The organism is Embleya scabrispora DSM 41855 (genome assembly GCF_000372745.1).
GTDB classification, from domain to species: Bacteria; Actinomycetota; Actinomycetes; order Streptomycetales; family Streptomycetaceae; genus Embleya; species Embleya scabrispora.
Genome location: NZ_KB889668.1, coordinates 86,974 through 102,438, shown reverse-complemented (window position 1 = coordinate 102,438; position 15,465 = coordinate 86,974). Strand labels below are relative to the sequence as shown.

Below are 15,465 nucleotides of genomic sequence, written 5' to 3'. Positions count from 1 at the left end.
GCTCACCTCCCGGTCACCGCTTCGCCGTTCCACCGTCCTCGGACAGTGGAACGGCGAGCACGGCCAGGAAGCGGTCCAGGAACTGTCCGTAGGCGGCCACCATGTCCACCCGGTCGGGTTCGAGCAGCCACTGCACCTGAAGGCCGTCCATCGCGGCCAGCATCAGCTCGGCGCAGTGCTCGGCGTCCACGTCGGCGGCGATGTCGCCGTCGTCCCGGGCCTGCGCGAGGTGCCCGGCGGCGATCTCGCGCGCGATCCGGTAGCGCTCGACGAAGTACGCGTGGGCCGGATGCGCGGGATCGGTGGCCTGCACGGACAACGTCGCGAACAGCCGGATCAGCAGCGGCTGCCGGGCGTTGAGCGCGACCACGTCCCGGCTGGCCCGCACCCAGGCGATGCCGCAGACGTCCACCGGCTCGTCCGGGGTCAGCGTCAGCTCGTCCTTGTAGCGCAGCACCGCGGTGAGCAGGTCCTCCTTCGACGCGAAGTGGTGCCGCAGGCCGGTATGCGACAGGCCCACCTGGGCGGCGATCTCGCGCAACGAGACCGCGTCGTACCCGCGCGTGGCGAACACCTCCAACGCCGCGTGCACGATCTCCTGCCGCCGCGCGACACCTCGCGCGTACGGGCCCCGTGCCCCCGTGCGATCCGACATCCGTCCGGCTCCCCTCGTGAAAGCATTCCACCTGGAATGTATTGAATGTAGTGTGCCCCGCGTGTCGCAGGCCAACGGTCATGATGACCGCACCCTTCCCCCGTCCTCGGCCGAAGAGGCGTCCGGCGCCTTCGAGCCGCTCGAAACCACTCCCACGCCCACCTCCACAGACAGCCCCAGGGCGCCGGACGCCCGCATCCACGAACACATCGAGGCGGCCCTGGCCCGACTCGATCTCGAAGCCAAGGTCCGCCTGCTCACCGGGTCCGGATTTTGGCGGACCGCTGCCGAACCCGCCATCGGACTGCGCGAGATGGTGTTGTGCGACGGTCCGGCGGGCGTGCGGGGCGAGCGCTTCGACGAGCGCGAGCCGTCCGCGTCGCTGCCCTGCCCGACCACGCTCGCCGCGTCCTGGGACGAGAATTTGGTCGAGCGACTCGGCGGCCTGCTCGCCGTCGAGGCGCGCCGCAAGCACGTGGACGTCGTGCTCGGCCCGACCGTCAACCTCCAGCGCAGCCCGTACGCCGGCCGACACTTCGAGTGCTACTCGGAGGAGCCGCTCCTGTCCGGCCGAATCGGCGCGGCGTTGGTGCGCGGCATCCAGGCCGGCGGCGTGGCGGCCACCGTCAAGCACTTCGCCGCCAACGACTCGGAGACCGAGCGGTACTCGGTCGACGTGCGGATGTCCGAACGCGCGCTGCACGAGATCCACCTCGCCCCGTTCGAGGAGATCGTGCGCGCGGGCGGCGTCTGGGCGCTGATGGCCGCGTACAACAGCGTGGACGGCGTCACGATGACGGAAAATCCGCTGCTGAACACGCCGTTGCGCACCGAGTGGGGCTTCGACGGATTGGTCGTCTCGGACTGGTTCGCGACCCGCTCCACCGAGGGCGCCGGGCGTGCCGAACTGGACCTGGCGATGCCCGGTCCGGGGCCGGATCGACCCTGGGGCGCGGCCCTGGTGGCCGCGGTGCGCGCGGGCCTGGTCGCACCGGAGGCGGTGGACCGCAAGGTGCGCCGGCTGCTGCTGCTCGCGGCCCGGGTCGGCGCGCTCACCGCGATCGTGCCACCGGCCCCGGCGCTTTCGAACCCGGATCCCGCCGCCCTGCTGCGCGAGGCGGCCGCGGCGGGCATGGTGCTGCTGCGCGACACCGGGACGGCGCTGCCCTTGGCGCCCGACACGCTCCGCCGGGTCGCGGTGCTCGGCCCCAACGCCGACGTCGCGCGAATCCAGGGCGGCGGCAGCGCGACGGTCATTCCGCCGTACGCGATCAGTCCGCTCGCCGGGCTACGTGCGGCGCTGGGCCCCGATGTGACGGTCACCCACGCCGTCGGCGCGCGCATCCGGCACCGGCTGCCCGCGGTCACCGGCGCCGACGTGCACGATCCGAAGACCGGCGAACCCGGCCTGTGGGTGCGCTTCATCGGCCCGGGCGACGAGGTGCTGCACGAGGAACCGCGGGGCGGAGGGCGGCTGTTGTGGCTCGACGATCCGATCGTCGCGCGGGCCGTCGCGATCGAGGCGATCGGCGTACTCCGGGTCCGCGCGGACGGACCGCACCGGATCGGAGTGGCCGGCGTGGGTCGCTTCCGGCTGCTCGCGGACGGTGTCCCGCTCGTGGACGACGACCTGGTGACCGAGGACCCGCTCGGCGGCATCCTCACCCCGCCCGAGCGGTGGGCCGAACTGGACCTGACGGCCGGCCGGGAGGTCGAGCTGCACCTGCGCCACGAGTTCGCGGCGGAGCGTCCGGGGACCGGGTTCGTGCTGGGCGTCGATCCGCCGCCGGTGCACGAGGACGCGGAGCTCGCGCACGCCGTCGCGGTCGCGGCGGACGCCGAGGTCGCCGTGGTCGTGGTGGGCAGCACCGAGGAGAGCGACAGCGAGGGCCGCGACCGCACGCACCTGTCGCTGCCGGGTCGGCAGGACGAGTTGGTCCGCCGGGTCGCGGCGGTCAACCCGAACACGGTGGTGGTGGTCAACAGCGGATCGCCCGTGCTGCTGCCGTGGCGGGCGGACGTGGCGGCGATCCTGGTCTCGTGGTTTCCCGGCCAGGAGTTCGGCGCGGCGCTGGCGGACGTACTGCTCGGGCGCAGCGAGCCGGCCGGCCGGTTGCCGATGACCTGGCCCGAGCGCGAGGACGATCCGGCGGTGTTGTCCACCACGCCGATCGCGGGCCGGCTCGACTACGCCGAGGGCATCCACATCGGCTATCGCGGCTGGGGCCGGGCGGGCGCGACGCCTGCCTACCCGTTCGGCCACGGTCTGGGATGGACCACGTGGGAGCACGTCGGGATCGAGACGGTCGCGTCCGGCGCCGACTTCGTGGCCCGGGTGAGGATCCGCAACACCGGGCCGCGTCCGGGCCGACACCTGCTCCAGGCGTACCTGAGCCGCGCCGACGGCGCCGTGGAGCGGCCCGCGCTGTGGCTGGCCGGCTACGCGTGGGCGACCGCACCCGCCGGCGCCGAGGTCACCGTCGACCTTGCGATCCCGGCCCGCGCATTCGAGCACTGGTCCGCGCAAACCGGTCGCCGCGAAACCGAACCCGGCGGCTACACCCTGCGCGTGGGCGCCTCCAGCGCCGACCTGCCGCTGACCACGACCCTGGAGGTGAGCCCGGGCCCGCGGTCCTGAACCCGTACGTGGGACGGTCCGCGGGACCGTCCCACGCACGGAGGCGACCGGGTCTGCCGAAGGGCGGCCGACTCCGCACCGCGACCCGCCCACACGCGGCACGCGCATCCGGCCCGTCCGGCGTTCGCGGACACCGGACGCGGACCGGCCCACCCGCGCCGCGGGCTCAACCGTGCGCGAGTTCGACGCGCAGGTCGAGTGTGGCCAGCCGACTCACCCCGAAGTTGTTGCCGTACGTCAGACCCGCCTCGTACCGATCGACCACTCCCGTCGCCCACACCGTCGCGATGCCCTCGGCGACCCGCACCGTGCGGGTGGTCAGGGTGATCGGCGTGGCTCGCTCCTTGATCGTGAGCAGGCCCCGGATCAGCCACGCGTCGCCCTCGCGGACCACCTCCGTGCTCGCGAACAGCACGTCCGGGTGCCGGTCGGCGTCGAGGAAGTCGGGGTTGCGCACGTGTGCGTCACGCTTGGCGTTGCCGGTCTCGAAGCCGGTCGCGTCCAGTCGCGCCCGGACCTCGACCGGGCCGCCGTCGGGGCCCACCGACACTGTCGCCTCGTGGATCGGGAACGCCCCGGTCACCGACAGGACCAGGAAGTTCTTCACCGTGCAGGCGGCCCGGCTGCGCTGCGGGTCGGCGCTCCACAGGCCGGGTCGGATGGTCTGCGCGGCGGACGTGGGTGTACTCATGGCGGTGGCCTCTCGCTGGCATGGGGCATCGTGATCGGGCGCTCCCGAAGCAGCCCCGGGTGTCGAGTCACTCCACCGTAGAACGATTCAGTTCCGGAACTCAAGTGTTCCATAAGTGGTGAGTCGGGGCACCCCTCTCCGCCGCGGCCGCGAGGTGGGATTCTGGCTACATCCGCCGGTCCGCGGACCGCCTCCGCCGGGAGCGCACACGATGAGCAGGACGACGAGTACGAGGAGGCAGCCATGCCGGACACCGAGGTCGACAAGACTTCGGCCGCCGTCGACGCCCTGCGCCGCCCCGCCGCCGCGCCGGCCGGACGCGGTGGTCGACCGCGGGACGCTCATCGGGACGCGCAGATCATGCGCGCGGCGCTGGATGTGCTCATCGAGATCGGCTACGACCGGCTGACCATGGACGCCGTGGCCACCCGCGCCCGCGCCGGCAAGGCCACGCTGTACCGACGCTGGCCCTCCAAGGAGGCGCTGATCGCGGAGGCCGCGCTGTGCGCCGGCGCCGATTCGACCGAGGCCGTGCCCGACACCGGCAGCCTGCGCGGCGACCTGATCACGATGCTGGCCGGCGCCGCCGAGCACATCGACGAGTCGCACGCCCGCGCGGTGGTGGCCCTGCTGCCGATCCTGCCCGGCAATCCGGAGTTGGCCGAGATCGTGCGCGAGCGCTTTCTCACCGAGTGGCAGCGCCTCCTGCAACCGCTGTTGGCCCGCGGCCGCGAGCGCGGCGAGGTGCACCCGGATCGGGACCTGGACCTGCTCGCGCTGGTGCTGCCCTCGATGGCCTTCTATCAGACGGTCTTCGCCGAACGCCCGGTCGACCCACCCCTGTTGACCCGCCTGATCGACGAGATCCTGCTGCCGCTGGCGGCCTCGCCGCCGCACCCGCGCACGGGGTAGGGCCCCGAGCGGGCCGGCCGCGCCCGGTGTGGGGGTGGCGGGCCCGCCCGCCACCCCCACATCGCGCACGCGGTCCATCAGGACACCGGCAGGCCCGTCTCCCCCACGCGGGCCAACCGCCGGTCCGCCTCCGCCTGGATCGTGTCCTTGTCGCCGATCTCCACGTCCGGGATCGCGTCCGGCAACGCGTCCTCCATCCGACTCAGCGGCCGGTACCACAATCCCAGCAGGCCCCACACGCCCAGCGCCAGACCGACCAGGACCAGCAACAGGCCGGTGCCGCGGCCGGGTCCGGTGCCCAGCACCACGCCCACCGAACCGGCGAGCGCGCCGTCGGAGCGCAGCAGCGGCTCGAAGACCCGGTCCGCGAGCGGGCCGGCGGTCACGAAGCCCAGCGGCATCATCGACATCGCCAACATCTGATTGGTGGCCAGCACCCGACCCTGCAACTCCATCCCGACCTTGGTCTGGATCAGGGCCATCCAGTGCGAGTTCAGGATCATCAGTGCCGCCCACAACACGAACAACCCGAGCGCGACGAACACCGGTTCGGGCCGACTGCCCGCGAACACCGCGGCCAGGCCGACCACCGAGGTGAAGCCGATCATGCCGGTGGCCCGCCGGGCGGTCCCGCCCCACAGCGCCATCACCAGCGCGCCCAGCACCGCGCCCACCCCGCCGAACGCGGTGACCACGCCCAGCGTCACCGCCGAGCCGTCGGCCAACACCATCGGCGTGACCAGCACGGTGGCCACCGCGAAGAGGTAGTTGAACACCACGAAGAAGACCACCATCGCCACCAGTCCGCGCCGGCGCACGATGTACCGCCACCCGGTGACCACTTCGCGCAGCAGCGGCTCCTCGCGCTTTTCGAACAGGGCGTCCGGGAAGCGCACCCGCAGCAGAACGGTCACCCCGATCAGGAACGTGGCCATGTCGAACAGCACCACACCGTGCAACCCGACCGCCGCCACCAGCACGCCGCCGGCCAGCGCGGCGAGCATGTCACCGGACCCGGTGCCCAGTTGGGCCAGTCCGTTGGCCTGACCCAGATAGCGCTTGGGCACCAGTTGGGCGATCGCCGCGATGTAGGCGGGTCGTTGGAACGCGTTGCAGATCGACCCGACGCACGCCACCACGTACACATGCCACAGGTGCAGCTGATCGGTCCACAACAACACACCCAACGAAAGCATCCCGGCCGCGGCCACGGTATCGGTGACGATCATGATCCGCCGCCGGTCCACCCGGTCCGCGACCGCGCCCGCGATCGGCAGCAACAACACCGCGGGCAGCACCGCGGCGACCGAGATCATCGCGAAGTCGAAGGCCGAACCCGTCTGCAGATAGACCCACACCCCGAGCGCGAACGTGGACAGCGCGGTGCCGATCATCGACACGAACTGTCCGCCCGCCACCTTCGCGAAGGTGGCCAGGTTCGGCCGTGCCGAGGCCGGCCGCGCGCTCGGCCGCTCGGCCGCCGGTGTGGGACCCGCCGACCAACGGCTCAACACCCGGGCCAGTTCGACGGCCTGGTGCTTGAGGAAGTAGTGGCCGGCGCGCGGGATCACCGCCAACTCGACCCGTGGACCGAAGTGCTCCCATTCGGCGTAGCGTTCCTCGTACAGCAGCGTCGCCCGGTCCTTGTCGCCCACCACGCACAGGATCGGCGCGGCCACCGGCGCCGGCCGCTCGTCACCGTAGGCGCGCGTGTAGAAGTCCTCGGCCTGCCGCACGTCGTGTCGCAACGCCCGGATCAGGTATCGCTGTTCGGCGTCGTCGTAGACGTCGGTGAAACCGCCCATCGCGCGCAGGTAGTCGAGGTAGGCACGGTCGGAGAGCAGCCGGTCGCCGGGCAACCGCCTGGCCACCCACTCGGCGAACCGGCCCGGCAATCGTGCGGCCGGGAAGGTGCCGCCCAGCGCGACGCCGCTCAGCTCGGCACCGGCCGCCTCCAGCCGGCCGGCCAGCGCGGTCGCGAGCGCGCCGCCCAGGCAGTGCCCGTAGAGCAGGATCGGGCCGCTGATCCGCTCGGTGATCTGCGCGGTCAGCCGATCGGCCAGCTCCTCCAGCGGCTCGGGTTCCTCCTCCGGCCGACTGGGATCGTGGCCGGGCAACTCGACCGCGTACAACCGGTGTCGGTCGGGCAGTGCGTCGGCCAGCGGTTGGAAGGTGATCGGACTGCCGCCGCCGTACGGCACACAGACCAGGGTCAGCGTGGTCGGCCCGGCGTCCTTGGTGAGCCGGTGCAGCAGCGTGCGCGGACGCTTCGCCGCATCCGGTTCGCCGGCGCGTTCGTCGAGCAGGGCGGCGAGTTCGCGCACGGTGGGCCGTTGGAACAGGTCGATGACGGACAGGCCGCGACCGATCGTGCGAACCGCCCGGACGGCGGAGAAGCTGTCGCCGCCCAGCGCGAAGAAGTCGTCGGTCGCACCGACCCCGGTCGTGCCCAACACCTCGGCGAACGCCGCGCCCACCACCGCCTCGGTCGCGGTGTCGGGCTCCATGTGGCCGGTCTCGACCGGTGCGAGCTCGGGCGCCGGCAGTGCCGCCCGGTCCACCTTGCCCGCACCGGTCAGCGGCAGCGCGTCCAGCACGAGCACCGCCGAGGGCACCATGTAGTCGGGCAGCCGGGCCCGGGTGGCTGCCCGAATCGCGGCGCCGTCCACCTCGGCGCTCGGGTCCGCGACCACATAGCCGACCAGCTTGCGCGCCGCCCCTTCGCCGCGGGCCACCACGATCGCCTCGCGGACACCCGGCTGCGCGGCCAGTTCGGCCTCGACCTCGCCGATCTCGACCCGGAAGCCGCGGATCTTGACCTGGTGATCGGCCCGGCCGAGGAACTCGATCAGGCCATCGGGACGCCGCCGGACCAGGTCGCCGGTGCGATACGCGCGCCGCCCGGCCCACTCGACGAAGCGCTCCGCGGTCAGCTCCCGCCGACCCAGGTAGCCGCGGGCCAACCCGGCCCCGGTCACGTACAACTCGCCCGGCACACCCACCGGCAACTCGCGGCCGTGCCCGTCCAGCACATGCGCGCCGACGTTGCCGAACGGCAGTCCCAGCAGCGCACTCGCCGCGCCGGCCGGCACGGCCGAAACCGGTGCGCCGAGCATCGACACCGTGGTCTCGGTCGGCCCGTAGTGGTTGTGCAGCGTCAACTCCGGTCGGGCCGCTCGGATCCGGTCCACCAGATCGGCGCGCAGCGGCTCGCCCGCACAGATCAACAGCTCACGCGGAAGCACCTCGGCGAGCCGGTCGCCGAGCGCGGCCAGGCCCTCCAGGTGGCTGGGCACCAACTTCATCGCATCGATTTGATGGGCGCGCAGATACCGGGCGAACGCGTCCGGATCGGTGGCCTGCTCCCGGGTCAACAGGTGCAGACACCCACCGCCGGTGAGCGCGCCGAACACATTGGTGGTGCCCAGGTCGGCGGCGAAGGTGGAAACCAGCGCCCAGTTCCACGGCCGCCCGTCGGCCGCGCGCCCCGGACCCACCCGCTCGCGCAGGCCGGACAGGTAGTTGCGGTAATTGCGATGCTCGACGGCCACCGCCTTGGGGGTGCCGGTGGACCCGGACGTGAACAACACGTAGCAGAGGTTGCCGGGCCCTGCCTCCGTGCCCGAGGCGGCCGAGGCGCCCGGGACAATCGGGGCAGCCGAGGTGACCGGCCCGCTGCCCTCCGGAGCCGCAGGGCCCGCCTCGGGTACCACGATCGGCAACGAACCGGCCACGCGCGCCCGCAGTTCCCCGGTCGTGACCACCGCGACCGCGTCGGCCGCGCCCAGCAGCGCCCGGATCCGTTCGTCCGGATACAGCGGGTCCAGCGGCAGATAGGCACCACCGGCCTTGAGGATGCCGAGCATGCCCACGATCAGCGCCACCGAACGCTCCGCGAACAGCCCGACGACCCGATCCGGGCCCACTCCCGATCCGCGCAGCCGATGTGCCAACCCCTCCGCCCGCGCGTCGAGTTCGGCGTAGCTCAACTCGCCGTCGACACCGCGCACGGCGGGTGCGTCCGGGGTGCGCCGGGCCTGCTCCTCGACCAGGGCGTGCAGCGTACCCTCGGTGTCCCAGTCCCGGGCGGTGTCGTTCCACCCGGTGAGCCGGCGCTCCTCGGCGGCCGTCAGCAGCGGCAACTCGTCCACCGAGCGGTCCGGGTCGGCGCTCATCGCGTCCAGCACGGTGGTCAGGTGACCGAACACCCGTCGGATGGTCGCCTCGTCGTAGAGCACGCTGCGCCAGACCAGGTCGGCGACCAGTTCGTCGCCGGGGGCGGTGTCGAGCACGGCGATGGCCAGGTCGAACTTGGCGGCGCCGGTGTGCGTGTCGCACCACTCGACCTCGACACCGGGCAGCACGGGACGGGCGGGCGCCTGGTTGTGCACGTTCAGCAGGACCTGGAACAGCGGCGTGTAGGCGAGTTCCCGGTCCGGGCCGAGCGCGTCGATCAGCCTGTCGAACGGAAGTTCCTGCCGGGCGAAGGCGGCCAGGGTGTGCTCCCGCACCCGCCCCAGCAACTCCCGCACGGTCGGCTCGCCGGACAGGTCGGTACGCATGGCCAACGTGTTCACGAAGCAGCCGATTAGGGCATCGGTACTGCTGTGCGTGCGTCCGGCGACCGGACTGCCCACCGTGACGTCCGTGGTCCCGTTGTACCGGGCCAGCACGATCTGCAGGGCGGTCAACAGCACCATGTACGTGGTGCCGCCGGTGCGTTCGGCCAGAGCGCGGATCCGCCGCGAGCGCTCCGCCCCGAAGGCGACCTCGATCCGCTCGCCCCGGGTGTCCGCGACGGCCGGACGCGGGCGGTCCACCGGCACGGTCACCGTGCCGGACGCACCGTGTAGTCGAGCCAGCCACCAGGCCGACTGCCGGTCGAGCTCGGCCGCGAGCGTGGTCTGCTGCCGGTACGCGACGTCCGCGTACTGCACCGGCAGCGGCGCGAGTTCGGGTGGATGCCCGGCACACCGCGCGGTGTACGCGGCGGCCAGGTCCCGAAACAGCACGCCCACCGACCACGCGTCGGCCGCGATGTGGTGCAGCACCACGCTCAGCACGTACCGCTCGGACGAACGCAACAGCGTTGCTCGGATCGGCAGTTCGCCGGCGAGGTCGAACGGGCGGCGGGCCTCGGCGGCGAGCAGCCCGGGCACGTCCGGCTCGGGCGGGTCGAGCACGGACACCCGGAACTGGTCGATGTCGTGCACGGTGGGCAAGACGTGCCCGTCCACGCTGGGATACACCGTGCGCAGCACCTCGTGCCGGGCGACCACGTCGGTCAGCGCCGCCACCAGCGCGTCCTCGTCCGGCCGTCCGGTCAGGCGCAGCACGAGCGGCATGTTGTAGGCGGCGCCGTCGGGTTCGTACTGGGCGAGGAACCACATCCGGCGCTGCGCCGCGGACAGCGGCGCGGGCACGTCCGCGGGTCTGGGCATCAGGTCGGCGCGGGGTGTCGCCACGCGCGCCCTGGCCAGCCGGCGACGGAGCAGTTCGCGGCGGGCCTGCGCCGGGTCGGGCTCGGGACGGGTGGTCAGGATCTCTTCGGAGTCGGTCATCCCGCGTCCAGGTCGGTCGAGGTGATCGGGGTGCCGGGGCCGACCCGGTCGCCGTGCGGGCCCGGGTCGCCGAAGGCATCGGGCTGTGCGGGGGCACCGGGCTGGTCGAGTTCGCTGAGCAGGATGTCCTCGATCCGCCGGGCCATCGCAGCCAGGGTCGGCGCCTCGAAGACGACGCGCAACGGGAAGTCGATCTCGAAGCGTTCGCTCACCAGGGCCATCAGGCGCAGCGCGAGAAGCGAATTGCCGCCAAGCGCGAGGAATCCGTCGTCGCGGCCGATGCGATCCGGACCGAGCAACTCGTGCCAGATCTCGGCCAGGATCTCCTCGCAGTCGCCCTCGGGCGGGGCGCCGCTGCCACCGGGTCGGGGTTCGGGCAGGGCGGCCCGGTCGATCTTGCCGGCCGGGGTCAGCGGCAGTGCGTCGAGCGGGACGAACACCCCGGGCACCAGGTGCCGGGGCAGCCGTTCGCCGAGCGCGGCGCTCAGATCGGCGGCGTCGAACGCGGTCTCGGTGACGACGTAGCCGACCAGGGTCGGTCCGGCCGGTCCCCGCCACAACGTGGCGACCGCGCCGGTGACGCCCGCGAGCGCGGTCAATGCGGCCTCGATCTCCCCGAGTTCGATCCGGAAGCCGCGCAGCTTGACCTGATGGTCGGCGCGGCCGTGGTACTCGAGCGTGCCGTCGCGGCGCCGGCAGGCGATGTCGCCGGTCCGGTACATCAGCGTGCCGGGCGGGCCCAGGGGGTCACGGACGAAGCGCTCGGCGGTCTGTTCGGCCCGGCCGAGGTAGCCGAGTGCGACCCCGGCGCCGGCGATGCACAACTCGCCGGGAGCGTTGACCGGCGCGGGCCGCCCTGCCGCGTCCAGCACGTACACGCGGGTGTTGGCGATCGGCGTACCGAGCGGAACCACACGCCGTGCCGCATGCGCGCGATCCACCCGCAGGACGGTGGACCAGACGGTGGTCTCGGTGGGGCCGTACATGTTCCACACCCGCGCGCAGCGGTCGAGCAGGGCACCGGCCAGGTCCCCGGTCAGCGCCTCGCCGCCGCACAGCGCCACCAGGTCGGGCCGGCCGGACCAGTGCGCGTCGAGCAACATGCGCCAGGTGGCCGGCGTGGCCTGACATACCGTCACCTCGCGGCGGGCGAGCCACTCGGCGAGCCTGCCTCCGTCGCCGGCGGTCTCCCGGGAGGCGATCTCGACCCGGGCGCCGACCACCAGGGGCAGCCACAGTTCCAGCGCGGCGATGTCGAAGGTGAGCGTGGTGACGGCGGCCATCGTGTCGGCGGCGCCGAGTCCGGGCCGGTCGGCCATCGAGAGCAGGAAGTTCACGATCGCCCGGTGCGGTACCACCACCGCCTTCGGCCTACCCGTGGAGCCGGAGGTGTGGATCAGGTAGGCCGGGTCCTCGACCTCGGCCCGTCCGGGCAGCGCCGCCGAGGAGGCGGCGGCGACCTCCGGACCGTCCACGAGGACCACCTCGTAGCCGGGATCGGTCAGCAGCGGGGTGGCCGCCGCATGTACCCGCTCCCCCACGATCAGGGTGACCTTGGCGTCGTCGAGCAACGCCCGGTTGCGAGCGATCGGTTGGTCGGTGTCGATCGGCAGGTAGGCGGCCCCGGTGCGCAGGACGCCCAGCAGGGCCGCGGGCAGCAGGTGGGAGCGGGGCATGGCGATCGCCACGAGGGTGCCGCGTTCGGCTCCGTGGGCTCGTAGGGTATTGGCCAATCGGTATGCGACCGCGTCGAGTTCGGCGTAGGTGAGGGTGCCGGTGTCGGCCGAGACGGCGGTCCTGTGCGGGGTGCGGGCGATCTGCTCCGCGAGGAGATCGGGCAGACACAGCTCGGGCCGTGCGGTCGGGGCCGGGTTGTCCGCCTCGACCAGGCGTCGATATTCGGCCGGGTCGAGCATGATCGTTTCTTCGATCGCCCGGTCCGGCGCGGCCAGCGCCTCGGCCAGTACCGACATCAGGTGGTCGATGATCATCTCGATCGAGGCCGGGTCGTAGCGTCCGGTGCGATACTCCACGGACAACAGCGGTCCGGAAGCCGGGAACTCGACGAACATCGACAGGTCGACCTTGGCCCCGCCGTTGCACACCTCGTTCAGGAACTCCAGGGTCAGATCCGGCAGTTCCACCGTCGCGCCCGGGTGGTTCTGGACCGCGAGCAGGATCTGCGACACGGGGGTCGCGGTCTCCGCGCCGAACACGCCGGCGAAGCGGAGCTGCTCCAGATAGGGCAGCGCACAGTGGTCGAGCGCGTCCAGCACCACCGGACGCAGCCGGTGCACCACCTCGCGAAAGGTGTCGGTGCCCTCGATCCGGAATCGCAGCGGCACGGTGTTGAGCAACGGACCGAGCACGCCCTCCAGTTCGGGCAGCGGGCGGGCCGCGAACGGAGTCAGTACGGCCTGATCGGTGCGGCCGGTGCAGCGATGCACGAGCGTGCCGAGCGCGGCGAGCAGGGTCATGTACAGACTGGCGCCCTCGCCCGCCGCCCACTCCTCGGCGGCGCGCATGAGTTCGGGATCCAGGCGGCGCGCCAGGCGGGCTCCGCTCGGGTCGAAGGGGTCCGGGTGGTCGCGGTCCCCGGGCAGGTGCTGTTCGACGCCCAGGCCCTCCAGCCGGCCGGCCCAGCGCCGCGCCTCCTGGTGTTCGGCGTCCGCGTAGCGCCGCTCCCAGGCGGCCACGTCGCGGTATTGCAGGGCCGGTTCGGCGAGCGGCAACCCCTGGTAGGCACGCGCCAGGTCGCGCAGCAGCAGGCCGATCGACCAGCCGTCCATCGCGATGTGGTGCACGGTGAGCAGCAGTTCGTGCCGGTCCGGGCGCACCCGCACGACCAGTGCGCGCAGCAGTCGGCCCTCGGCCCGGTCCAGCGGCCGGGCCGCCTCGGCGCGCAGCAGGGCGTCCAGGCGTTCCTCGTGCCCGTCCCCGTCGCCGGCCGTGTCGGGCAGGTCGAGCACCGGCACCTCGACCGGGTAGGGCGGGCGGATCTCGGCCACCGGTTCGCCGGCCCGGTGCACCAGCGCGGTGCGCAGCACCTCGTGCCGACGTACCACCTCACCCAGCGCCCGGCCCAGCGCGGCCACGTCCAGGGCACCGGTGGCCCGGATCCGCAGCGGCACGCTGTACAGCGCGCTGCCCGGCATGACCAACTCGTGCATGGTGAACTCGCGTTGCACAGTGCCCACCAGCGCGGGTCCGTGCGGTTCGCGGTGCGGTGGTTCGACCATCGAGGTGGTGGTGCCCTCGGCGCGGTCCACCCGCTCGGCCACGGCGGCCGGCGTGGGGCCGGCGAAGAACGCGTCGAGCGGGATCCGGACTCCGCAGGTCCGCTCGATCCGGGCCAGCAGGCCCACGGCGAGCAGCGAGTTGCCGCCCGATTCCAGGAACGGGTCGTGCACCCCGATCCGGGAGGCGTCGAGCACGTCGCGAAAGAGTTCGGTGATCCGGGTCTCGGTCGGCGTCCGCGGCGCGACGAACTCGGCGTCCCGGAACCGGGATCGCGTCGCGGCGGGCAGCGCGTTGCGGTCGATCTTGCCGTTGAGGGTGAGCGGCAGGTCCGCGAGCACGGTCACCGCGTCCGGCAGCATGTAGGTGGGAACCCGGGTCAGGCAATGCGCGCGCAGCTCGGCCGGGGTGGGCTCGGGCGTCCGGTCGGCGCCCTGCACGAACGCCGCCAGGTAGGGTCCCGCCGCGTCCTCGCGCAGCACCACGGCAGCGGCCTGCACGCCCGGATGACCGGTCAGAACGGCCTCGATCTCGCCGAGTTCGATCCGGAAGCCGCGCAGCTTGACCTGGTGGTCCACTCGCCCGTGATACTCCAGCGCGCCGTCGGGCCGGCGGCGGACCAGGTCGCCGGTGCGGTATCGGCGCTCCCCCGCCACCGTGACGAACCGCTCGGCGGTCAGGTCCGGACGCCCGTGATAGCCCTGCGCGAGGCCCTCGCCCGCGAGGTAGAGCTCACCGAGTTCGCCTGGCGGGGCGAGTTCGCCGTGCTCGTCGTGTACATGCGCGGTGGTCCCCGGCAGCGGTATGCCGATCAGCGGCTCGGCGCGATCGGTGCGATCCACCAGCGCCCAGGTGGAGTACACGGTGTCCTCGGTCGGCCCGTACAGGTTGTACAGCCGCTCGATCTGCGGGCACGCGTACACCTGGTCCGCGACCCGACGCGAGAGCGCCTCGCCGACCAGGTTGATCGTGCGCACCTCGGGCGGCAGTCCGGGACCGCGTAACAGCGCGGCGATCGCGCTGGGCACGGTGTTGATCAGGGTGACCTCGTCCCGGGCGGGCGCGTCGGCGAGTGCGAGCACGTTCTCCACCAGGATCACCGTGCCGCCGACCGCGAGCGGGAAGAATATCTCGTAGACCGAGATGTCGAAGCACACGGAGGTGGCGAACAGCACCCCTCGGGTCTGGTCCGGCCGGTAGGTGTCGGCCGCCCAGCGCAGCATCGCGGTGACCCCCCGGTGGGTCACCCGAACGCCCTTGGGACGGCCGGTGGAACCGGAGGTGTAGAGCACATAGGCGAGATCGTCCGGACCGGTGTGCGCCCGGGCCGGCCGCACGTCGGTGGGCGGCTCGGCGTCGACGTACACGAGGCCGGCCGTCGCGCCGGCGAGCAGGTGCTCGTGCGCGCGGTCGGTGACCACGAGGGGAGCCCGCGCGTCGCCGATCACCCATTCCAGGCGCTCGCGTGGGTACTCCGGGTCCAGCGGGACATACGCGGCGCCCGCGCGCAGCACCGCGATCAGCGTCGCGACCAGGTGCGGGGTGCGCGGCAGGCAGACGCCGACCAGATCGCCCTTGGTCACCCCGGCCGCCGCCAGGCGCGCCCCGACCAGATCGGCCTGCGCGCCCAACTCGCGGTAGGAGAGCCGGTGTTCGCCGGCGATCAGAGCGATCGACGCGGGCGATTGATCGATCCGGGCATCGACCGGAGCGGCCAGGGATGCGGCCGGATCGAGTGCTGGGAAGGCGGTTGGACTCATCGACTCTCCTG

The 15,465-nt window shown here is 72.7% G+C and carries 6 protein-coding genes; 2 read left to right on the top strand and 4 right to left on the bottom strand.

Annotation, left to right across the window (positions count from 1 at the left end; genetic code table 11):
* Positions 1–13 precede the first annotated feature (13 nt).
* Positions 14–655, bottom strand: a complete 642-nt coding sequence (locus tag A3IC_RS55790) for a TetR/AcrR family transcriptional regulator (RefSeq protein WP_020552201.1) — start codon at positions 653–655, stop codon at positions 14–16.
* A gap of 61 nt (positions 656–716) precedes the next feature.
* Between A3IC_RS55790 and A3IC_RS0121915 the strand changes: the two genes are divergently transcribed.
* A complete protein-coding gene (locus tag A3IC_RS0121915; RefSeq protein WP_020552200.1) occupies positions 717–3,293 on the top strand; it encodes a beta-glucosidase family protein in 2,577 nt (858 codons plus the stop codon).
* A gap of 166 nt (positions 3,294–3,459) precedes the next feature.
* Here A3IC_RS0121915 and A3IC_RS55785 read toward each other — a convergent pair whose 3' ends face one another.
* On the bottom strand, positions 3,460–3,984 hold the full coding sequence (locus A3IC_RS55785; RefSeq protein WP_020552199.1) for a YceI family protein: 525 nt from the start codon (positions 3,982–3,984) through the stop codon (positions 3,460–3,462).
* Between the two features lie 243 nt (positions 3,985–4,227).
* On the opposite strand from A3IC_RS55785, the gene A3IC_RS55780 reads away from it, so the two are divergent.
* Positions 4,228–4,896 (top strand): TetR/AcrR family transcriptional regulator, encoded by a 669-nt coding sequence (locus A3IC_RS55780; protein WP_020552198.1) that lies wholly within the window; start codon positions 4,228–4,230, stop codon positions 4,894–4,896.
* Positions 4,897–4,973: 77 nt separating this feature from the next.
* On the opposite strand, the gene A3IC_RS55775 is transcribed toward A3IC_RS55780, so the two are convergent.
* Both A3IC_RS55775 and A3IC_RS0121895 read right to left on the bottom strand, forming a co-directional pair.
* Positions 4,974–10,457: a non-ribosomal peptide synthetase/MFS transporter gene (locus A3IC_RS55775; RefSeq protein WP_020552197.1), complete on the bottom strand. Its 5,484-nt coding sequence runs from the start codon at positions 10,455–10,457 to the stop codon at positions 4,974–4,976.
* Positions 10,454–15,454: a non-ribosomal peptide synthetase gene (locus A3IC_RS0121895; RefSeq protein ID WP_020552196.1), complete on the bottom strand. Its 5,001-nt coding sequence runs from the start codon at positions 15,452–15,454 to the stop codon at positions 10,454–10,456. Before A3IC_RS0121895 ends, A3IC_RS55775 begins: the two co-directional genes overlap by 4 nt.
* Between the last annotated feature and the right edge of the window lie 11 nt (positions 15,455–15,465).

Bases quoted from the DNA above. Each gene is read 5' to 3' on its own strand.
- A3IC_RS55790 (WP_020552201.1), bottom strand. From the start codon at position 655: ATGTCGGATCGCACGGGGGCACGGGGCCCGTACGCGCGAGGTGTCGCG.
- A3IC_RS55785 (WP_020552199.1), bottom strand. From the start codon at position 3,984: ATGAGTACACCCACGTCCGCCGCGCAGACCATCCGACCCGGCCTGTGG.
- A3IC_RS55780 (WP_020552198.1), top strand. From the start codon at position 4,228: ATGCCGGACACCGAGGTCGACAAGACTTCGGCCGCCGTCGACGCCCTG.
- A3IC_RS55775 (WP_020552197.1), bottom strand. From the start codon at position 10,457: ATGACCGACTCCGAAGAGATCCTGACCACCCGTCCCGAGCCCGACCCG.
- A3IC_RS0121895 (WP_020552196.1), bottom strand. From the start codon at position 15,454: ATGAGTCCAACCGCCTTCCCAGCACTCGATCCGGCCGCATCCCTGGCC.